Genomic DNA, 22,061 nt, shown 5'->3' with positions numbered 1-22,061 from the left:
CCGTATCATCGAACGTTGGCGGCATAAGCGAGCCGACCCACCCCCAGCCCCTCCCTTTCAGGGAGGGGAGCAAGAGCCGGAAAAGCCGCTGGCCTTGCCCGTCCCGCCCCTCCTGTGCCACTCCCCGCGCCAACAAGAGGGGATATCCGTGGCCAGTCTGTTTCGCCGAAAAATCGTCACCGAGCAGCCGCCCGAGCATCAGCTCGCGCGGACCTTGTCTTGGCCGCACCTCGTCGCGATGGGCGTCGGTGGGATCGTCGGGACCGGCATTCTCACGCTGATCGGCGTAGGGGCAGGGCTCGCGGGGCCTGCCGTTATCCTCTCGTTTATCATCGCCGGCGGCATCTGTGCCTGCGCGGCGCTCGCCTATGCCGAGATGGCGACGATGATCCCCGCCTCGGGCAGCGCGTACACGTATAGCTATGTGGTGCTCGGCGAGTTGATCGCGTGGGTGATCGGCTGGTCGCTGATCCTCGAATATTCGCTTGTCGTGTCGACGGTCGCGGTCGGCTGGTCGGGGTACGCGGCGCCATTGCTGCGCGGTGCGTTCGGATTTCCGGAGGCGCTGACGCTCAGCCCCGAACTTGGCGGCATCCTCAACGTGCCGGCGATCTTCATCATCGCGGTCGTGGCGGGCGTGCTATCGTTCGGTACGCGCGAGAGCGCCACGCTGAACGCTGTGCTGGTTGGCGTTAAGATGATCGCGCTCGCGGTGTTCGTGTTCATCGCGCTTAAGTATTTCAACGCTGCCAACCTGCATCCGTTCATGCCCTACGGCTTCCCCAAGGCGGTCCAGCCCGATGGCGCCGAGCGCGGCGTCATGGCTGCGGCGGCAATCATCTTCTTCGCGTTTTATGGCTTCGATGCGATCTCGACCGCGGCGGAGGAAACGAAGAACCCGGGACGCGATCTGGCGATAGGTATCGTCGGGTCGATGGTCGTCTGCATCGCGATCTACATCCTGGTCGCGGTCGCTGCGGTGGGGGCGCTGTCCTACACCCGGTTTGCAGGCAGTGCAGAGCCGCTCGCGCTGATCCTGCGCGAGATCGGCCGACCGGGGTTCGCTACGTTCCTCGGCGCGTCGGCGGTGATAGCGTTGCCGACGGTGCTGCTCGCGTTCCTGTTCGGGCAGAGCCGGATCTTCTTCACGATGGCGCGCGACGGGTTGCTCCCGTTGAGCCTCGCCAAGGTCTCGAAGCGGGGCGCGCCCGTCCGCATCACGTGGATTACGGCGGCGATCGTCGCGGTGATCGCAGGCCTGTTGCCGCTCGCCGAGATCGCTGCATTGGCCAACGCTGGCACGCTTGCGGCGTTCGTCGCGGTCTGTGCGTGCATGCTGGTGATGCGCCGTCGTGCGCCCGACGCGATCCGGACGTTCCGCGCTCCGGCTGCGACGTTGGTAGGTACGATCGGGATTCTTGGGTGCCTGTATCTGTTCTTCAGCCTGCCCTCGAAGACGCAGCTGTATTTCGGGCTTTGGAACCTGCTCGGGCTGGTGATCTACTTCGTTTACGCGCGGCCGAGGGCGCTTGCAGAGTGAGGGGTGCAGAGTGACCGGCTGGACGATCGGCATCATCGGCGGTTCGGGACTGTACGCGGTCGACGGGATCGAGGATGGGCGTTGGCAGACGGCGGAGACGCCCTGGGGCGAACCGTCGGATGTGATCTATACCGGGCGGGTCGGGCATGTCGGGGTGGCGTTCCTGCCGCGGCATGGGCGGGGGCATCGCATCTCGCCATCGGAGTTGAATGCGCGCGCGAATATCGACGCGTTGAAGCGGCTAGGCGTGACGGACGTGTTGGCGGTGTCGTCCGTTGGGTCGCTGGTCGAGCAGCGGCCGCCGGGGAGTTTCACTGTCGTCGACCAATTCATCGATCGGACCAAGGGGCGCCCGTCGAGCTTCTTCGGCACTGGCCTGGTTGCGCATGTATCCATGGCGGACCCGGTTTGTCCGCGATTGTCGCGCTATGCGGTCGACGCCGCGCGGGAGGCGGGGGCGCAGGTGGATGATCGTGGGACCTATCTGGCGATGGAAGGCCCGCAATTCTCGACGCGCGCGGAAAGTCGTCTCTACCGCGAATGGGGTTGCGACGTGATCGGGATGACGGCGATGCCCGAGGCCAAGCTCGCGCGCGAGGCGGAGCTTCCCTACGCGCTGGTCGGCATGGTGACGGATTACGATTGCTGGCGTGAGGACGAGGCTGGCGTCGATGTGGCGCAGGTCGTGGCGCAGCTTGGTGCGAATGCAGCCAAGGCGCGGGCGATGGTGATGGCGTTGCTGCGCGCGTTGCCGGTGGAGCGGGATGCTTCACCGATCGATACGTGCCTGGATAGCGCGATCATTACCGCGCGGGAGGCGCGGGATCCGGCGTTATTGGCGAAGCTGGATGCGGTGGCGGGACGGGCGCTTTCAAGACGCTGAGGCTTGGTCTTGCCCTTACGCTTCCCTCCGGCAAAAGCTGGCGTCTAGGATAACGGCAGGGGACGGCCGTGTCGGTGCTTGGAACCCTGGGCTCCGGCTTTCGCGGGAGAACGAGGTGGGCAGCGTTTGGTGAAAAGTTCGTCATTCGTCGCGTTCGACACATCACTGCAACATATCGGGACGAAGGAGGGTGCGTCGCCGCTCCCTCTCCCCCTGTGGACGGCGACTTGACCGGGTCTCCCCTGTCCCGGTCCTCTCCCTGAACTACGGGGCGGTCCTTGCGATCGCCCCGCCTTTTTATCCGGCAGCGCTGGTTTGCAGGCTGCCGCGGCTCTTAATCCCGCACAAATAATCCCGCACAAAAAAACCGCCCCTCGGTGTTAGCCGAGGCGACGGTGTTTCGAGCGGTACCGCCACCCCGGAACGCTCCGGGATGACGGCAGTAAGTCTTACGCGGCCAGCTTGCGCAGGACGTAGTGGAGGATGCCGCCGTTGAGGAAGTATTCCAGCTCGTTGACGGTATCGATCCGGCACTTGGTCTGGAACGTCTCGCTCGACCCGTCGGCGCGGGTCATCTTGACGGTCACATCCTGGCGCGGGCGGATGCTCGCGACGTCGAGGATCGTGAACGTCTCCGAGCCGTCGAGGCCGAGCGTCTTGCGATCGATCCCTTCGGCGAACTGCAACGGCAGCACGCCCATGCCGACCAGGTTCGAGCGGTGGATGCGCTCGAAGCTCTCGGTGATCACGGCGCGGACGCCGAGCAGGTTGGTGCCCTTCGCCGCCCAGTCGCGCGACGAGCCGGTGCCGTATTCCTTGCCGGCGACGATGACGAGCGGGGTGCCGTCCTGCTTGAAACGCATCGCGGCGTCGTAGATCGCCATGACTTCGCCGTCGTACTTCGACATGCCGCCTTCGACGCCGGGGACCATCTCGTTCTTGATGCGGATGTTGGCGAAGGTGCCGCGCATCATCACGTCATGGTTGCCGCGACGGGCGCCATAGCTGTTGAAGTCCGCCTTGCTGACCTGATGCTCCTGCAGGAAGCGGCCAGCAGGCGAGTCGGCCTTGATCGAACCGGCCGGCGAGATGTGATCGGTGGTGATCGAATCGCCGAGGATCGCGAGCGGCTTGGCGTCGATGATGTCCTGCACTGGCGACGGCGTCATGCTGAGGCCCTCGAAATAGGGCGGGTTGGCGACGTAGGTCGAGCCTGCGCGCCATGCGTAGGTGTCCGAGCCGGTGACGTCGATCTCGCGCCACTTCGCATCGCCCGCATAGACGTCGCCATAGCGCGCACCGAACATGCCGGCGTCGATATTGGCGTCCATCGTCGTGCGGACTTCCTCGTTGGTCGGCCAGATGTCGCGCAGATACACGTCCTGACCGTCGGAGCCCTGACCCAGCGGCGTCTCGATCATGTCGGTCGTGACGGTGCCCTTGATCGCATAGGCGACGACGAGCGGGGGCGATGCCAGGAAGTTGGCGCGGACGTCTGGCGACACGCGGCCCTCGAAGTTGCGGTTGCCCGAGAGCACCGACGCGGCGACGAGGTCGTTCTCGTTGATCGCGGCCGAGATCGCCGGAGCCAGCGGTCCCGAGTTGCCGATGCAGGTGGTGCAGCCATAGCCGACGAGGTTGAAGCCGAGCGCGTTCAGGTCGGCGGTGAGACCGGCCTTGTCGAGATAGTCGGTGACCACCTGCGAACCGGGGGCGAGCGAGGTCTTGACCCACGGCTTCGACTTGAGGCCGAGTGCATTCGCCTTGCGGGCGACGAGACCGGCGGCGACCAGCACCGACGGGTTCGAGGTGTTGGTGCAGCTGGTGATCGCGGCAATTACGACGTCGCCGTCGCCGATGTCATGCTCGCGACCCTCGACCGCGACGCGCGAGGGCTGCTCCTTGTGGTACAGCTTGTGGAGGTCGCTGTTGAACACCTCGTCGACCTTGTTGAGGCTGACGCGGTCCTGCGGGCGCTTCGGGCCTGCGAGCGATGCGACGACGGTGCCCATGTCCAGCTCGAGCGTGTCGGTGAAGACGGGATCCTCGGCGTTCTCGTCGCGCCAGAAGCCGTTGGCCTTGGCATAGGCCTCAACCAGCTCGACATTCTCGTCCGAACGTGCGGTGAGGCGCATGTAATCGAGCGTCTTGTCGTCGATCGGGAAGAAGCCGCAGGTCGCGCCATACTCAGGCGCCATGTTGGCGATCGTCGCGCGATCGGCGAGCGTCATCGACGACAGGCCGGGGCCGAAGAACTCGACGAAGCGGCCGACCACGCCCTTGGCGCGCAGCATCTGCGTGACGGTGAGCACGAGATCGGTGGCGGTGATGCCCTCGTTCAGCGCGCCGGTCAGCTTGAAACCGACGACTTCGGGAATCAGCATCGAGACGGGCTGTCCGAGCATCGCGGCTTCGGCCTCGATCCCGCCGACGCCCCAGCCGAGCACGCCGAGACCGTTGATCATCGTCGTGTGGCTGTCGGTACCGACCAGCGTATCCGGATACGCGATCATCGTGCCGTCGCCGTGGTCACCGGACGATGCCGACGACCAGACGGCCTGGCCGATATATTCGAGGTTCACCTGGTGACAGATGCCGGTGCCGGGGGGGACGACCTGGAAATTGTCGAGCGCCTTGCTGCCCCACTTCAGGAACTCGTAGCGCTCGATGTTGCGCTCATATTCGAGGTCGACGTTGTCGTGGAACGCCTGCGGAGTACCGAATTCGTCGACCATTACCGAGTGATCGATGACGAGGTGGACGGGGACCTGCGGGTTGATCTTCTCGGGGTTGCCGCCGAGCTTGGTCATCGCATCGCGCATCGCGGCGAGGTCAACCACGCAAGGCACGCCGGTGAAGTCCTGCATCAGTACGCGCGCGGGGCGATACTGGATCTCGCGGTCGCTGCGGCGCTCCTTCTGCCAGTCGACGATCGCCTGGATATCCTCGCGCGTGACCGTCACGCCGTCCTCGAAGCGGAGCAGATTCTCCAGAAGGACCTTCATCGAGAACGGCAGGCGGCTGATATCGCCGAGCTGTTCGGACGCCTTGGCAAGGCTGTAATAGTCGTACGACTTGCCGCCGGTCGACAGGCTGGTGCGGGTCTTGAGGGTATCCTGGCCAATGGCAGTCATAGGGGTCCTTCCCGTGGGCGTCGGGCCGCCGGGCGCCGAGGGGAAAGCAGCCTTATAGGCCACGCGGGCGCGTCGGGGACCGAGCAAAAATGCTGTTACCGGGAGGGCCTTAGCAAGGGTGAGTGGATCGGGGAAGGGCGCGGTGATGCCGCAGGCCGTTATTCCGTAAACTCGCAAACCTTGTCAGGCGCCCCCGGGTGAACCGCGCATATGAAGAACCGCGGAGACGGACGCGTCAGGCCGGATCGTCGCTCCGATGCACGCCGGCCGCGCGTCGCAGGAACGCATTCAGGCGATCGACCGCGGGGCGCGTCAGCGAGATCGCACCGTCATCGGCATAGGGCTCGATCTGCGCATCCGCGACGAGGTGCGCGAGCCAGCGCTGCCCTACGGCCGGCGGCGTCTCGGTCAGCGTTATCAGGTCGGTCGCCGACACTTGTTCGTCGCGAGCCTCGACGACGTACAGCCGAAGCATCATGTTCCAGGCATGCTCGTCGAATATTTCGCTCGGGAAGATGTCGCCGCGCATGCCGCGGACCTTCAGAAGGTTCTCGGCAGTGCGTGCCGATTCTGGATCGATTGCCATGCCTCAATATACGCGTACTTTACCGTAGCGCTCCAGTCGAAATCTGGCGTCCAAAGCCAACATGTATCAGGATGGTTTGCCATAACCTGACTTATTGCGGGGGGTCGTGGTAGCGCCGAACAGGGGCCATGCCGACCGAGAATGACGATATCGATCTGCTGCGCGCCGCCATCGAACGCGCGTTGGCAATTGCCGACGAACAGCAGCGCTATCTTACCGCGGCCTTGTTGGCGCATTGCCTCGACGAACTGCCCGATGGGTCACCACGCGACGCATGAGTTTTGGCCGTCGTCATGGTTCTGGCGATGATGGCCGGGGAGCATGGCACTGACGCCCGAGAGCCGCTCGGTGACAATTTTGCAACAATTATGACAGAATGTTACAGCGAAGTAATTCCTGCGTAGTCATTGATTGCGTTCGCTAAATGGCCTGCATACCCTCTTGCGATCGGCGTACGTCCCAAAGCAGGCGGCGCGAACAAGGGGATCAATGTTGACGACTATCGCCACCTCGCGCTTGCGCGGCGCACGTTCCGGTTCGGGTCACGCACGCGCAGCCCTGCTGACTTCGACGGCATTGCTTGTCGCAGCGGCGCTGCCGTCCATCGCCGCCGCGCAGGACCGCCTGCCTCGCGCCGAATCGATCGCGTATGGGAGTTCGCTGAACCCCGTCGATGTCGTCTCCGAACCGAACATCGTGATCTCGGCGCCGGGAACGCCGACCAGTGCGCAAGACGTTGCGGGCGGAGTCAATGGCGTCGGCCAGATGACGGTGTCGTCGGGTGGCGGCAGCATCGGCCTGTGCACGGGAACGCTGATCAATCCGCGTACGGTGATCTTCGCCGCGCATTGCGTGAACGAGAACAGCGCCGGCACCGGTGCGCAGAACCCATGGGAATACGGCGCACAGGGCGGCGGTATTCCGATCGCGTTCGGGTTCGCGCAGAATAATCGTCCGGCCCTGCTCGACTGGTTCCTGCCGACCACCGCGACGGGTGCGGTCAACACGCAGCAGTACAAGACCAACACCGCCAATTTCCTCTATAACGTCAACCAGGTCGTCTATAACGCCGACTCGCTGAAGCTCGGATTGGCGCAGAACTTCATCCAGGCCGACGTCGCGATCGCGACGCTGGATACGCCCGCCGCGAACGTGCCGACCTGGGCGTTGCTGCTGTCGGCATTGCCGGCTCCGGCTGCGATCAGCGAGACGACCGGCACCGGCTATCACGTGACGCTCACCGGCTATGGCCGCAACGGGCAGGGCGGGACGCTGACCGGCGATACCAACGGAATCGATTACCGCCGCCGCATCGCCGAGAACACGATCGGCATTCTCGGCTCGTTCGACGACCGCGACGCCTTCCTGTTCGGATCGACCGACGGCCTTCCGCAGAACCTGTATCAGCTCGATTTCGACGATCCCCGTCGCGGTACCGCAGCGGCGAGCCCGTACGACTTCAACCTGTTCAAGGACAACGCGCTCCCGAACGAAGGTACGACCGCAGGCGGCGATTCGGGTGGTCCGCTGATCCTCGATCGCACCTTTGCCAAGCAGGTCGTGATCGGCGTCCTTTCGGGCGGCAACCGCTTCTATGGCGCACAGCCGTTCAGCGCCTATGGCACGGCGAGCTTCTACCAGCCGCTGTACCTGTTCTCTGACTATATCGCCGCGAACAACCCGTATCGTTACGCGCAGGCCAAGGCCGGCGACGGGCTGTGGACCGATGCGTCGCACTGGACCACCGCGCTCGACCCGAACTACCAGATCATCGTCGACGGCCAGCTGGTGAACGGCATGCCCACGACGACCGGCGCCGGCATCGCCGGGGACGGCAACAAGTTCGGGCAGGTCTGTTTCCAGAGCGAGTGCGTCGACGTCAAGACGGGCGTCCAGTCGATCAACGGCGTTCCGGTAACGACGACCGTCGATACCCCTGCGGCAGCCGCCGTCGTCACCAAGGTCGCCGCGCCGGGTGCGGTTGGCGAGGGCCTGATCCTCGAAACCGTCGCGCATTCGGGCAAGGCCAGCACGGCTATGTTGGCAGGCGCAGAGGACGTCGCCCAGGCGGGGACGATCGCGGCGGTCGGCGATGCGTCGGCGTTGGCGGTGCTGTCGCCGTCGCTCGCCAACGGCCTGCCGGGTGCGACCAACTTCGTGCCGAACAACATCGATCCCGATCGCACGACCCAGCGTAGCGCACGCTATTACGACGTCACGCTGTCGGCGGCGGGCACGACCACGCTCGGCTCGGCGGTGACGGTCGACAAGTTCACCGTCGCGGGCAGCACGGCGAAGCTCGCGGTGACGTCGGCAGGGTCGCTCACCAGCCTGATGACCATCAACCAGGTCACGGGCACCGTCCAGAACGACGGCGTCATCTCGACGCCGGGTGATTACTTCATGCTGGCCGGGCTGCTGACCGGATCGGGCCGTATCAACACGCCGTTCTTCACCAGCGTCGCGGGGATGATCGCGCCCGGCACGACGGGAACGATCGGCACGATGACGATCGGCGGCAACGGCGTGCTCGCCTCGGGCACCAACCTGTTGATCGACCTCGGGCCGAACGGCACGTCCGACAAGCTTGCCTTTGCCGCGACGACGTTCAACGCGACGGGCGTGGCGACCAACGGCATCGCCAACCTTGGCGGTCGGGTGGGCTTCGCGCCGGTCGCCGGCCAGACGATCCGGTACAACGACCTCTATACGATCGTCACCGCGCAGGGTGGGATCTCCGGCTCGTTCGCCGCCGCGACGCCGCTCAGCGCGATCCTGACGCCGAGCTATGTCTATAGCGCCAACGCGGTTCAGGTGCGGATCCTCGCGGGGCAGTATCGCAACGTCGTTGCGGGAACGCCGGTGCAGTCCGCCTATGCCGGCCTGCTCGACCAGAACCGCTCGAACTATGCGGCGTTGAGCAACGTTTACGGCTCGCTCGACCTGCAGGATGCGGCAACGATCCGCTCGACGCTGGAGGGCCTCGCCCCGCGCGCCGAAACGCTCAAGTCGAGCCTCGGCATCGCGTCGATCGACACGATGTCGCGCTTCTACCGCGATCGCATCGCGCAGATCGATACGCGTGGCACGCTCGGCGGCACGCTCGCGCTGATCGGCAAGCCGGTCCAGGTCGCCTCGCTGATGGCAAGCGACTTGCCGGGCGGGCAGGATATGATGAGCGACTCGAGCGGCACCGTGTTGCAGCCGGGGCGTCTGCCCGACGACATGAGCGGCTTTATCGCGGGCGGGTATATCGACGGCAAGAGCCGGTCGATGCCGGGGACGAACCCGTTTGGTGGGCGTGACAAGTTCGATGGTTATTTCGCGGCTGCCGGCCTGGAGAAGCAGGCGGGCGAGGGTGGCGTGATCGGCTTCTCGTTCTCGTACACCAACACCGACGGCACCACCGCCGGGATCGCGCAGCGCGCCACGGGCGAACTGTTCCAGGGCACGCTGTACGGCAAGCTGGAGACCGCATCGGGGATCATCCTCGATACGCAATTCAGCGCGGGTGCGTTCGTCGCGAAGACCGATCGCAATATCGGCTTCGTCGGCACCAGCTATCGCCTGCGCGGCACGGACAATGCGTTGACCGTCGTCAGCGAGGTCGGGCTCGGCAAGGCGTTCGACCTGTCGATGCTCAAGGTCGGCCCGCGCGTGTCGATGCGCGCCAGCCATATCGGCTTCGGCAAGTCGATCGAGAATGGCGGCGGACCGGCCCTGTTCGTCGATCGCAACAGCTTCGACAGCCTGCAGGGTCGCGCCGGGCTCACGCTCAGCGGCGGCGCGTCGATCCGGCCATATGCCGCGGCGAACTACGTCCACGACTTCCAGTCGACGCCGGGCGTGTTCGGTGCGAACTTCGTCGGCGGGATCGGCCCGAATGCGTTGTTCGCGCTCGCCGGGCAGGACAAGAACTGGGGCGAGATCAGCGCCGGGCTGACTCTGGTCGGCGACAGCGTCGACATCTCGGTCGGTGCGGACACCACCGTCGAGCGCAAGGACGTCTCGAACCAGGCGTACAAGGGGTCGATAACGATCCGCTTCTGAGCGGGGACGTTCCCGATCGTTGGAATGCCGAAAGGGTCATCCGCTCGTGCGGGTGGCCCTTTTTCGTATCCTCGGGCGAGCCTGCGTGAATTCGTGGGTTGCCCCGCCGTCATCCTGACGAAGGTAAAGATCCAGAGCCGTGAAGGGCGGCCCTTGGTTACCCTGGGTCCTGACTTTCGTCAGGATGACGGAGGGTGTGGGGGAGCGTCCCGGGACTGCGCGTCTTCGTCACCTCAGCATGCAAAACGTGCAATTGACTGCCTGGGCAATGGTTGCCAAGGCAACGAAATGGCGTTTTATACCAAGACAGGGTTCGGCCCGGACTGTTCGCTCGGCTACCTCGCGCGGCGGATCCATCAGATCGGGCAGAGCCTGATCGAGCCGGTCTTCGTCGCGGAAGGCTTGTCGGGCACGCAGTGGTCCGCGCTCATGTCGATGATGGCGGGCCGCGCGGCGACGTGTGCCGACCTCGCGCGCGATCTGTCGCACGACAAGGGAGCGACCACGCGGCTGGTCGATGCGATGGAGCAGAACGGGTGGGTCACGCGGTCGCGGGCGAGCGACGATCGGCGGGTGCTCAATCTCGAACTGACGCCCGACGGCGAGGCGGTCGCGATCCGGTGTCGCGACAGGATCATCGAATACTGGAATACCCTGCTGACGGGCTGGGACCGGGCCGAGATCGAGACGCTGATCGAACTGATGCAGAAACTCCGCACGACGCTGGACGATGCTCTGACCGAAGGACGACGAGCATGAAGACGGGCTTTACCCTTGCCTCGATCACGGTGGCGGGGTTGCTGGCGGGGTGCGCGATCCCGGAGTCGAAGACGGTCGTAGAGCCGGTATCGGCTACGGCTCTCGGGCTGGCTCCGGACGCGGCGCCGGTGATCGCCGCCGACTGGTGGCGCTCGTTCGGCGATCCTCAGCTCGATCGGCTGGTACGCGATTCGGTGGCGGGCAGCCCGTCGCTCGATGCGGCGCTGGCACGGGTCGCGCAGGCGCAGGCGGTGCTGTCGACGCGCCGCGCGGACAATGGCCCGGACGTGACGCTCGACGCGCAGGAGCAGCTCGCGCGATTGAGCGGTCGCTACACGATCCCGCCGCCCTATGCCGGGACGACGCGGTTCGTCGGGTCGACCGCGGCAAACCTCAACTGGAACCTCGATCTGTTCGGGCGCCAGAAAGCGGCCATCGAGGGTGCGCGGGCGTCGGTGCGCGCGGCTTCGCTCGACGTGGCGGCGGCGCGGATGGCGCTGTCGGGGGCGGTGGTGCAGACCTATATCGACCTCGAACGTGCCGAGGCGCAGGCGGGTATCGCGCAGCGGACGATCGCCACGCGGCAGAATTCGCTGCGGCTGGTGAACGTGCGTATTCGCAACAACCTGGCGAGCAAGCTCGACGCGCAGGCCGCGACGACTCTGCTGGCGCAGGCGCGACAGGCGTTGCTGCGCGCGCAGGCGGCGCAGGTGCTGGCGAAGAATGCGCTGGCGGCGCTCGCGGGGCGCGGCGCGGATTATCCGGCGACGATCGGCGCGACGGCGTTGCGGCTCGATGCGGCGTTGCCGTTGCCGAAGACCGTCCCTGCCGACCTGCTTGCTAGACGTGCCGATATCGCGGCGGCTCAGGCGCGGATCGAGGCTGCGGCGGCTGGGCGTCAGGTCGCGCGGAAGGCGTTCTATCCGAACGTCAATCTGGCGACGCTTGCCGGCTTCCAGGCGGTCGGGCTGGGCAATCTGTTCTCGCTCGATGCGGGCACGGTCGGCGTCGGGCCGGCGGTCCACCTGCCGGTCTTCGACAATGGCCGGTTGAAGGCGGATCTGGCGGGTGCGACCGCCCTGCTCGATCTGGCGACCGCGGATTACAACGACCGGGTGATCGGCGCGGTGCGCGAGGCGGGCGATGCAGTCGCGCGGATCGGGGCGCTCGACGCGGATCGGCAGCGACAGCGCGAGGTGGTGCGCGGCTATGCCGAGACCGGGCGGCTGAACGCGATCCGCGTGTCGAGCGGTCTCGATAGCCGGCTCGATCTGGTCGACAACGACGTCCGCACGCTGGCCGCCGAACAGGCCGATGCCGACCTAGCCGCCGATGCCGCGCAACAGCGTGTGCAGCTCGTGCTGGCGCTGGGTGGTGGTTACGATTTTCAGGGGATGACGCGATGACCGATACGCAAACGCCGGCGCCCGCCGCTGCTCCGGCCGGCAACCCGCGTGCACGCAAGCGCGCGCTCACGATCCTGGGCGTCGTCGTCGTGATCGGCGCGATCGTGTGGGCGGTGTTCCACTTCCTGCTCGCCGCACCCGAGCAGGAGACCGACGACGCCTATGTCGCGGGCGACGTGGTTGCGATCACCGCGCGCGATCCGGGGCAGGTGACGGCGATCCATGCCGACAATACGCAGGTGGTGAAGGCGGGGCAGCCGCTGATCGACCTAGACGCCGCGACCGCCGATGTCGGCCTCGCCTCGGCGGAAGCTGAGTTGGCGCGCGCCGTACGTGCGACGCGGTCGGACTTCTCGAAGGTGAACGAAACCGGAGCCGCGGTCGTGCAGGCGGAGGCCGAACTGGCGCGCGCGCGGAACGATCTCGCGCGTCGTCGCGGGGCGGCGGCGGAAGGTGCGATCTCTGGCGAGGAACTGAGCCATGCCGCGGATCAGGTGAAGGTCGCGAGCGCGACGCTGCAACTCGCGCGCAGCCAACAGGCGCAGTCGCGCAACGGCGTGGTCGGCACCACGGTTTCGAACAACCCGGCGGTGCTGGCGGCGATCGCGGCGTATCGTCGTGCGGCGATCACGCGGAGCCACATGCACGTCGTTGCGCCGATCGACGGCGTGGTGGCGCAGCGGACCGTGCAGCTCGGGCAGCAGGTTTCGGCGGGGATGCCGCTGATGGCGGTGGTGCCGCTCGACCGGGTGTGGGTCGACGCGAACTTCCGCGAGACGCAGTTGCGCGATCTGCGGATCGGGCAGGCGGCCACGGTGACGGCCGATATGTATGGCGATGACCTGGTCTATCACGGGCGTATCGTCGGGCTCGGCGCGGGTAGCGGCAATGCGTTCGCGCTGTTGCCGCCGCAGAACGCCAGCGGCAACTGGATCAAGATCACCCAGCGCGTGCCGGTTCGGATCGCGCTCGACAAGGGTGAGCTGCGGCGGAACCCGTTGCGCGTCGGGCTGTCGGTGAACGCGATCGTCGATACGGCGGACAAGTCTGGGACGATGGTCGGTCGGCCGGCGGCGGCGGCGTATAAGGGGCTGGCGACCGGGCAGGGGGATGCTGCGGTCGATGCGAAGATCCGCCAGATCATTGCGGCTAACCGGTGATGATTGCGCGCGATTGGGGTGTGGTGAGCAAAGAGGGTGTGGCGTGCCTGACTGAATTCGGCATGCCCCTTCTTGTTCTCCCGCGAAGGCGGGAGCCCAGACTGGGCTCCCGCCTTCGCGGGGAAACTAGCTTTTTGCTGACCGCCTACATGCATACCGCACCTCCCCGGCGGAGGCCGGGGCCCAATTGGAAAGGTGGTCGTAACGGCGTGCCGTCTTTCGTCAGCAACGTTCCCCAATTGGGCCCCGGCCTTCGCCGGGGTGGTGGCTTTGGGAGGGTCATTCTCTCTCAGAGGAGTGCAACCTGATGGCAGCCCCCTCCGGCGCCGGTCCCGCTCCCCTGGTAGGCGGCTCGCTCGCGCTAACCGCATTCGCGCTTGCGCTCGGCACGTTCATGCAGGTGCTCGACACCACGATCGCCAACGTCTCGCTCCCCACCATCGCGGGCAATCTCGGCGTTTCCAGTGACAACTCCACTTGGATCGTGACCGCGTTCGCCGTCGCCAACGGTGTCGCGGTGCCGCTGACCGGGTGGCTGATGGGCCGGTTCGGCGTGGTGCGGACGTTCTGCGTGTCCGTCTTCCTGTTCACGATCGCATCGTTCCTCTGCGGGATCGCATGGGACCTGCCGTCGCTGATCGGCTTCCGCATCCTCCAGGGCGCGGTGTCGGGGCCGATGATTCCGGGCAGCCAGGCGCTGCTGATCGCAATCTTCCCCGTCCATAAACGCTCCACTGCGCTCGGCATCTGGTCGATGACGACTCTGGTCGCGCCGATCATGGGGCCGATCCTCGGCGGCTATATCTCCGACAATTACCATTGGAGCTGGATTTTCCTGATCAACGTGCCGTTCGGGATGTTTTGCGCGTTCGTGTGCTGGAACAAGCTCGGCAAGCGCGACACGCCGACGCGGAAATTGCCGATCGACCAGGTCGGGCTGATCCTGCTGGTGGTGTGGGTCGGTGCGCTGCAGATCGTGCTCGATCTCGGCAAGAACGACGACTGGTTCGCCGCCGACCGGATCGTCATCGCCGCGGTCGTCGCCGCGATCGGCTTTGTCGGCTGGATCATCTGGGAGCTGACCGACGCCAACCCCGCGGTGAACCTGTCGCTGTTCAAGAGCCGCAACTTCACGATCGGGACGATCGCGTTCTGTCTCGGCTATGCGGTGTTCTTCGCCAACACGCTGTTGCTGCCGCTGTGGTTGCAGACGCAGCTCGGCTATACCGCGACCTGGGCGGGGCTGGTCGCCGCACCGTCGGGCGCAGTGGCAGTGATCCTGACGCCGTTCGTGGCGCGGCTGAGCGGCAAGATCGACGCGCGTATCCTCGCCACCGTGGCGTTCGCGTCGTTCGGCTACTCCTATTACCTGCGCTCGGGCTACACGACGGGGGCGAGCTTCTACGACCTGATGTTGCCGTTGATGGTGCAGGGGATCGCGATGAGCACGTTCTTCCTCGCGATGCTGACGATCTCGCTCGACCGTATCCCGGCCGAGCGACTGCCCTCGGCGACGGGCATCTCGAACTTCGCGCGCATCACCTCGGGCAGCTTCGCGGCGTCGATCATCACGACCGCCTGGGATCGTCGCGAGACGCTGCACCAGAGCCGGTTGTCGGAGGCGATCGGTACCGGTTCGCCCTACCAGATGGCGCAGGGTGCGCTGACGCGGATGGGGCTGACCGACGTGCAGGCGGCGGGCGCGATCACGCGGCAGATGGTGGCGCAGGCGTATCTGCTGGCGTCGACCGACCTGTTCCGTATCTCGGCTTGGTTGTGCCTCGCGATGGTGATCATCGTCTGGTTCACGCGGCGTGCCAGCCCTCCACAAGGACCGATCGCGGCGGATTGATCGGCTCCAGCTCACGCTGCCGATCGCCAGCGTGAGCTAGGCGACGAAGGCGAACGCGGCGCCGGGTACGTGCACCGCGAAATCGGTCGGGGCGAGCGTCCCATCGGGCAGGATATCGAGCATCGTCACGCGCTGATCGCGTTCGTGGACGACGATCATCCGATGTTCCTCTTCCAAGATTATAAAGAAGCGCGGCGATGCGCCTCCGCTGGCGATATGCTGGAGGAGGGTCGGGTCGCCGCCGTCGTCGAGAGCGAACACGGCGATGCTGTCGTGGCCGCGGTTGGAGACGTACAGGCGATCGCCCGCGGCGTTGGCGCCGATATGCGCGAGGATGTTCGCGCCGTGCCAGTCCGCGGGCAGGGTCGATAGTGACGCACGACGCTTCAGATCGGCGCCGTCGACGTCCAGCGCGACGAGTGTGCTGGCGAGTTCGCAGGCCAGATACGCCGATTGCGGATGCCTCGCGTGGAACAGCAGGTGGCGCGGTCCCGATCCGGGAGCGGCCTTGAACGCGGTGTGTGGTTCGCCGAACGCACCCCGTTCCGTATCGACCGCAAAGGCGAGTACCTCGTCGGTCCCCAGATCCGCGACATACAGGAACCGGTTGTCGAGTCCGAAGCCGACCCAGTGCGCGTGCGGCGATTGCTGGCGTTCGGGATCGGGGCCGCCGCCGTCATTGGCGTGCACCATCGGCTGGCCGATCGGCAGTCCGCTCACAGGGTCCAAGCGGAACAGCGAGACGCTGCCGCTCGCGTAGTTCGCGGTCGCGATGCAGGACTGGGTGCGGTCCAGCGCGACGTGACATGGGGCGGCTCCGTCAACCGTGACATGTGCCAGCCGAACCCAACCCGAGTCCGTGCGACGATGCACGCCGAGTGCGCCGTCGTCCTGCTCGTCGACCAGGTAATGGAGGTCGAACCGCGACGAATATGTACCGAACGATGCGTTGCGTGCGTCGGCGTCGGCGTCGGCCTCGCCAAGCATGCCGGTCGCGCTTAGCGGATAGACGCCCGCACCGCCGCCGCCGGCATAGGTGCCGATCCAGAGGGCTTGCGCGGTTTCGGCGTCGGGGTGGGGGTCGGGAAGCGTCATGCGATGGCTTCTAGCCGCAGTCGGCCCCCCGTCGCATCCCAATTCAGGTCAGCGTTCGATCACGGAAGGAGGCGGAAACCCTTCACTACAATGCTGCGCCGACGATAGCGCCGCTGGATTTCACGATATGGTTGGCGTCGATATCCGCCCCGACGTGCCGGTGTTTCGGCAAAGTTTCCAGAGGCTGGTATTGGCGTCGGCGTTGCCGTACCGCGGCGTCATGGGCGATCTGGATAGACTGGTACCTTCGGGGATCATCGAGCAATGGGTCTATCACCTGCGACGGCAACGGTCGCGGGCGAGCGACGCGATCTGGCTGATCGATCAAGGGTTTACCCTGCATGATGGTCAGGACGGCGTGCCGTCGCACGATGCCACCGCGCGCTGGCGTGCCGAGCAGGAGACCGTGGTCGAGGAAGTGACCGCGTTGCTCGCGCTCTACGACGAGATCAATCTCGGCAAGGCCGACATCGCCTGACATTCCCCGGTCGGATGGGCCACTATTCGATGTCGCCGTAACTCTTGCGGATCAGTTCGCCGGCCTGTTCGAGCGACGAGCTTTGCGATGGTTCGGCATCCGGCATTCCCGCGACCAGTCCGGCCGTCGCCGCGAGTTGAAGATGGCGTTCGCCCAATACCCGATGCGCGATATAGGCCGCGTCCGAGCGCGCTGAAACGGCAAGTACCCGTTCCTGCGCAGCCCGATCCTCGTGATACGTGGCCCGATCACGCCACGCTGCGGCGTTCGTATCCGTCTGCTCGCTGTCGTCGGTCATATCGCGGTCCGTTCGTCGTCAGACTTGATCTGCTTTAATCGCTTCATACAGTATCAAGTTAGTTAACGCATCGGGTCTGGACGTAGCTACCTCATGCGGCAGGGCGACTTGGCGCCTGCCAGCCACCGCCAAGCGCACGGAACAGGTCGACTTGCGCACCCGCGATGCGCGCGTCGGCGGCGGCGAGGTCGGTGTCGGTGTCCGCCAGCGTCCGTTCGGCGTCGAGGACGTCGAGGAAGTCGATCTGGCCTTCGCGTTGGCGGGCGCGGGTGATGCGGGCGGCGGTGGCGGCGTTGTCGTGCGCGGACTGCAACTGCGTGCGGCGATCGAGTTCGCGGGCGTAGTTGGACAGCGCGGTTTCGGTTTCTTCGAGCGCGGTGAGGACGCTGCCGTCGAAATTGGCGAGTGCACCGCGGGTGTCCGCCTCGGCGCCGGCGATGCGCGCGCGGGCGGCGGACTGGTTGAGCGACCAGTTTAGGAGGGGGCCGAGCAGCCAGCGGATCGGGCCGCCGGTGAAGATGTCACCGACGCTGAGCGCGGTCGAGCCGATCGAACCGCCGAGCGAGATCTGCGGGTACAGCTGCGAGGTCTGGACGCCGATCCGGGCGGTCGCCGCGGCCAGCCGGCGTTCGGCGGCGTGAACGTCGGGGCGGCGGGCGAGCAGCGTGGCGCCGTCACCGATCGGGATCGGTTGGTCGAGGCGCGGCGTCGTAGTGCGAGCGCCGGCCGTGGCGGGCAGGTCCTGCGGGGTGCGGCCGGTGAGCGTGGCCAAGCGGAACAGTGCCGTTTGGCGCTCGGCTTCGATCTGCGGGATGTTGGCGGCGCGCTGATCACGCAGGGCCGCGATCCGGACCTGATCGAGGCGGGCGGCACGACCGGCGTCGACGCGCTTGCCGGTCAGCGTGTTCGACTTGTCGAGCAGGTCGACGATCCGCCTGGCGACTGCGAGGCGTTCGGCGGACGAGGCCGCGTCGACATAGGCGCGCGTGGTGGCGGCGACGATCGAGACGCGGACGGCGTCCGCATCGGCCTGTGCCGCACCGACGTCACCGCGGGCGGCTTCGACGTTGCGGCGGACTCGGCCGGCGAGATCGACCTCGTAGCTGACGTCGAGGCCGACGTCATAGGTGGCGCGCTGGCGGTCGAAACCGGGGAGGTTCTGGAGTTGCGACGTGCGGGAGTAATTGCCGCTCGCGCCGGCGTTCACCTGCGGTTCGCGGTCGGTCTTGGCGCCGCGCAGCGAGGCGCGGGCGCTGTCGAGACGGGCGACAGCGACGCGGAGATCAGTGTTTGCCGCGAGTGCGTCCACGACGAGGCCGTCGAGGACCGGGTCGCGATACATCCGCCACCAGTCGTTATCCGGCGCTGTCGTGACGGTGGCTGCGTTGGCGGTGACGAACGCTGCCGCTGCCTTGGGTGGGGTGATCGGCGCGACATAGTCGGGGCCGGCGGCGCACGCGGCGAGCGTCAGCGCCGAGAGGCTCGCGAGGAGGGCGGACTTCATGATGCTGGTCCTATTCGGCTGGCTGAAGGGTCGCGGCGGGGGCAGGCCGGCGGCGTTCGAACCGCAGCGCCAGCGCCCGTGCGACGACATAGAAGGTGGGGGTGAAAAGCAGTCCGAACCCGGTCACGCCGATCATCCCGAAGAACACCGCGGTGCCGAGCGCCTGGCGGAGTTCCGCACCGGCACCGGTCGCGATCACCAGCGGCACTGCGCCGAGAATGAACGCGAAGCTCGTCATCAGGATCGGCCGCAACCGGTCCTTCGCGGCGCGCACCGCGGCCTCGACCGGGGTGAGGCCGTCCTGTTCCTCGGCCTGCTTGGCGAACTCGACCACGAGGATCGCGTTCTTCGCGGCCAAGGCAATCAGCACGACCAGGCCGATCTGCGTGAGGACGTTGTTGTCCATGCCCCGCAGGTTCACGCCGGTCATCGCGGCCAAAAGGCACATCGGCACGATCAGGATGATCGCGAGCGGCAACGTCAGGCTCTCATATTGCGCGGCGAGCACGAGGAAGACGAACACCACCGCCATGCCGAAGACGAGCGCGGCGGTGCTGCCGGCTGCTTTCTGCTGGTAGGCGATGCCGGTCCATTCATGCGCGTAGCCTGCCGGGAGCGACGCATCGGCGAGCTTCTCCATCGCGACCAGCGACTGGCCGGACGAATAGCCCTTGGCGGTGTCGCCATCGACCTCGACCGCGGGGAAGAGGTTGTAGCGGACGACGCGGTACGGGCCGGTCTTGTCCTTGAACGTCGAGACCGAGCCGACCGGGACCATCTGGCCCGAGTCGGAGCGCGTCTTGAGGTTGGCGATGTCCGCGGTGGTGTTGCGGAACGGCGCGTCGGCCTGGGCTGTGACGCGGAACGTGCGCCCCAGCAGGTTGAAGTCGTTGACGAACGCCGAGCCGAGATAGACCTGCAACGCCTCGAAAACGCGCTCTGGGGGGACGCCGAGGAGGTTGGCCTTGGCGCGGTCGACATCGGCGAAGATGCGCGGCGTGGCGGTGTCGAAGAACGTGTAGACCTGGGCGAGACCCTTGGTCTGGTTCGCCTGGCCGATCAGCGCGTAGCTCGTCTTGCCGAGGTCGGCGTAACCGTGGCCGCCCTGGTCCTGCACCATCAGGCGATAGCCGCCGGCCGAGCCGATGCCCTGGATCAGGGGCGGCGGGACGATCAGCAGGCGCGCTTCGGTGATGTCGCCGGTCGCCTTCTGCGATTCCGCCATGATGCTCGCGAGCGTGACGCCGAGCTTCTTGCGTTCCTCGAAGCTCTTCAGCGGGATGTAGGCGGCGGCCGAGTTGGGGGCGAGCGTCTGCGACGGGCCATCGAAACCGGCCAGCATGACCGCGCCCTTGACGCCGGCGAGCGGCAGGATGCGTTTCGCGACCTTCTGCATGACGGCATCGGTGCGCTCGACCGACGAGCCGGGCGGAAGCTGGATGACGGTCAGGAAATAGCCCTGATCCTGCGCGGGGACGAAGCCCGACGGGGTGACCATGAACACGCCGACCGTGACCGCGATCAGTGCGGCATAGGCGACCATCATCCGGCGCGGCGCGGTGACCAGGCGCGCGGTGAGGCGGGCATAGCTGTCGCTCATCCGCTCGAACCCGCGGTTGAAGGCATCGCCGGCGCGTCGCAGCGTGCGGGTCACGCGGTTGCCGGAGTCCGCAGGCGCGGTCGGCTTGAGCAGCATCGCGGCGAGCGCCGGCGACAGCGTCAGCGAAATGAGGAGCGAGATGATCGTCGCGGTCGAGATCGTCACCGCGAACTGGCGGTAGAACGCGCCGGACAGACCGGTGAGGAACACGGTCGGGATGAACACCGCGCAGAGCACGAGCACGATCGCGACCAGCGCACCCGACACTTCGTCCATCGACGTGCGCGCCGCCTCCAATGGGGAGAGCCCGTGTTCGAGGTTGCGCTCGACATTCTCGACCACGACGATCGCGTCATCGACGACGATGCCGATCGCGAGGACGAGGCCGAACAGCGAGAGGTTGTTGAGCGAATAGCCCGCTGCCGCCAGCACCGCGAAGGTGCCGATCAGCGAGACCGGGATCGCCACGATCGGGATGATCGCCGCGCGCCATTTCTGCAGGAAGACGAGAATGACGAGCACCACGAGGATCATCGCCTCGAACAGGGTGTGCTTCACCGCGTCGATCGACTGCGCGATGAACTCGGTCGGGTTGTAGATGACCTTGTATTCGAGGCCCTTGGGGAAGCGCTTCGACATTGACTCCATCTCGGCGGTGACGGCCTGTGCCGCGCCGAGCGCGTTGGAGCCGGGACGCTGGAAGACCGCGGCGATGACCGTGGGCTTGCCGCTGAGATATGTGTTGGCGCCGTAATCCTGCGCGCCGAGCTCGACGCGAGCGACGTCCGAGACGCGGACCTGGCGGCCTTGCGCGTCGGTGCGGATGACGACGTCGGCGAACTGCTTGGGATCGGTCAGGCGGCCCTGCGTCTCGACGTTGAGCTGGAACGCGCTGTTGCCCTTGCCGTAGGGCGGCTGGCCGAGCGTGCCGGCAGCGACCTGGACGTTCTGCGCGCGCAGGGCGGCGACGATCTCGCCGGCGGTGAGGTCGAGCGCGGCGGCGCGACCGGGGTCGATCCAGACGCGCATCGAATAATCGCGCGCACCGAACAGCTGCACGTCGCCGACGCCGTCGATGCGGCTGAGGCGATCGCGGACCTGAGTCAGCGCGTAGTTGGAGATGTAGCCGCGATCGAGCGAGTTGTCGGGCGAGACGAGGTTCACCACCATCAGGAAGTCGGGCGACGTCTTCCGCGTCACCACGCCGAGACGCTGGACATCCTCGGGAAGGCGCGGGACGGCAACCGCGACGCGGTTCTGGACGAGCACCTGGGCTGCGTCGAGGTCGGTGCCGATCTTGAAGGTGACGGTGATCGTGACCTTGCCGTCGCCGGTCGATTGCGACGACTGGTACAGCATGTTGTCGACGCCGTTGATCTCCTGCTCGATCGGCGCGGCGACTGTCTCTGCGACCGTCTCGGCGGAGGCGCCGGGATAGGTCGCGCTGACGGTGACGGTGGGGGGGACGATGTCGGGATATTGCGACACCGGCAGCGTCATATAGGCGATCGCGCCGACGATCGTGATGATCACCGCGATCACGCCCGCGAAGATCGGCCGGGTGATGAAGAAGCGCGAGAAGCGCATGGTTTGTGTCCTCGAAAGAAGAGCGACGGACGCGCACCAACACCACCCCGGCGGAGGCCGGGGCCCAATTGGGCGAACCGCAGTGATGAAGTCGAAACGCTATCCCATTTGGGCCCCGGCCTTCGCCGG

15 protein-coding genes are annotated in these 22,061 nt (G+C 66.3%); 9 read left to right on the top strand and 6 right to left on the bottom strand.

The genetic code is table 11. From position 1 onward, the window contains the following. Positions 1-148: 148 nt before the first annotated feature. Entirely contained in the window at positions 149-1,540 is a 1,392-nt protein-coding gene (locus U1708_RS11140) for an amino acid permease (RefSeq protein WP_332745622.1), read from the top strand. Between the two features lie 10 nt (positions 1,541-1,550). After that, complete coding sequence (gene mtnP / locus U1708_RS11135) at positions 1,551-2,423, top strand: S-methyl-5'-thioadenosine phosphorylase (protein ID WP_332745620.1); 873 nt, start codon at positions 1,551-1,553, stop codon at positions 2,421-2,423. A 449-nt stretch (positions 2,424-2,872) separates the two neighbouring features. Here mtnP and acnA read toward each other — a convergent pair whose 3' ends face one another. Together acnA and U1708_RS11125 are read right to left on the bottom strand one after the other, a co-directional pair. Beyond that, positions 2,873-5,557: an aconitate hydratase AcnA gene (acnA, locus tag U1708_RS11130; RefSeq protein ID WP_332745618.1), complete on the bottom strand. Its 2,685-nt coding sequence runs from the start codon at positions 5,555-5,557 to the stop codon at positions 2,873-2,875. 235 nt (positions 5,558-5,792) lie between these two features. After that, positions 5,793-6,143 (bottom strand): hypothetical protein, encoded by a 351-nt coding sequence (locus U1708_RS11125; RefSeq protein WP_332745616.1) that lies wholly within the window; start codon positions 6,141-6,143, stop codon positions 5,793-5,795. A 128-nt stretch (positions 6,144-6,271) separates the two neighbouring features. On the opposite strand from U1708_RS11125, the gene U1708_RS11120 reads away from it, so the two are divergent. The 6 genes from U1708_RS11120 to U1708_RS11095 all read left to right on the top strand — a co-directional run bounded on the left by U1708_RS11120 (position 6,272) and on the right by U1708_RS11095 (position 15,370). Then, the gene (locus tag U1708_RS11120; protein WP_332745613.1) at positions 6,272-6,421 is read left to right on the top strand and encodes a hypothetical protein; all 150 of its coding nucleotides are present in this window, start codon (positions 6,272-6,274) and stop codon (positions 6,419-6,421) included. Positions 6,422-6,635: 214 nt separating this feature from the next. Continuing rightward, a complete protein-coding gene (locus U1708_RS11115; protein WP_332745611.1) occupies positions 6,636-10,193 on the top strand; it encodes an autotransporter domain-containing protein in 3,558 nt (1,185 codons plus the stop codon). A gap of 288 nt (positions 10,194-10,481) precedes the next feature. Beyond that, on the top strand, positions 10,482-10,952 hold the full coding sequence (locus U1708_RS11110; RefSeq protein ID WP_332745610.1) for a MarR family winged helix-turn-helix transcriptional regulator: 471 nt from the start codon (positions 10,482-10,484) through the stop codon (positions 10,950-10,952). After that, positions 10,949-12,358 (top strand): efflux transporter outer membrane subunit, encoded by a 1,410-nt coding sequence (locus U1708_RS11105; RefSeq protein ID WP_332745608.1) that lies wholly within the window; start codon positions 10,949-10,951, stop codon positions 12,356-12,358. The genes U1708_RS11110 and U1708_RS11105 overlap by 4 nt, the downstream gene beginning before the upstream one ends. Further along, complete coding sequence (locus tag U1708_RS11100) at positions 12,355-13,518, top strand: HlyD family secretion protein (RefSeq protein WP_332745606.1); 1,164 nt, start codon at positions 12,355-12,357, stop codon at positions 13,516-13,518. Before U1708_RS11105 ends, U1708_RS11100 begins: the two co-directional genes overlap by 4 nt. 307 nt (positions 13,519-13,825) lie before the next feature. After that, positions 13,826-15,370 (top strand): DHA2 family efflux MFS transporter permease subunit, encoded by a 1,545-nt coding sequence (locus tag U1708_RS11095; RefSeq protein ID WP_332745603.1) that lies wholly within the window; start codon positions 13,826-13,828, stop codon positions 15,368-15,370. Positions 15,371-15,406: 36 nt separating this feature from the next. Here the strand turns inward: U1708_RS11095 and U1708_RS11090 are convergent, their stop codons facing one another. Next, positions 15,407-16,465, bottom strand: a complete 1,059-nt coding sequence (locus U1708_RS11090; RefSeq protein ID WP_332745602.1) for a lactonase family protein — start codon at positions 16,463-16,465, stop codon at positions 15,407-15,409. A 127-nt stretch (positions 16,466-16,592) separates the two neighbouring features. Between U1708_RS11090 and U1708_RS11085 the strand changes: the two genes are divergently transcribed. Next, entirely contained in the window at positions 16,593-16,943 is a 351-nt protein-coding gene (locus tag U1708_RS11085) for a hypothetical protein (RefSeq protein WP_332745600.1), read from the top strand. Between the two features lie 22 nt (positions 16,944-16,965). Here U1708_RS11085 and U1708_RS11080 read toward each other — a convergent pair whose 3' ends face one another. From U1708_RS11080 to U1708_RS11070, 3 genes are all read right to left on the bottom strand, one after another. Then, entirely contained in the window at positions 16,966-17,241 is a 276-nt protein-coding gene (locus U1708_RS11080) for a hypothetical protein (RefSeq protein WP_332745598.1), read from the bottom strand. A gap of 91 nt (positions 17,242-17,332) precedes the next feature. Beyond that, positions 17,333-18,745 carry an efflux transporter outer membrane subunit gene (locus U1708_RS11075; protein ID WP_332745596.1) on the bottom strand — a complete coding sequence of 471 codons (1,413 nt, stop codon included), beginning with the start codon at positions 18,743-18,745 and terminating at the stop codon, positions 17,333-17,335. A gap of 10 nt (positions 18,746-18,755) precedes the next feature. After that, complete coding sequence (locus U1708_RS11070; RefSeq protein WP_332745594.1) at positions 18,756-21,932, bottom strand: efflux RND transporter permease subunit; 3,177 nt, start codon at positions 21,930-21,932, stop codon at positions 18,756-18,758. Positions 21,933-22,061 lie beyond the last annotated feature (129 nt).

This window comes from Sphingomonas arabinosi (genome assembly GCF_036663715.1).
Classification (GTDB): domain Bacteria; phylum Pseudomonadota; class Alphaproteobacteria; order Sphingomonadales; family Sphingomonadaceae; genus Sphingomonas.
This window is presented reverse-complemented; position numbering and strand designations above follow the sequence as displayed.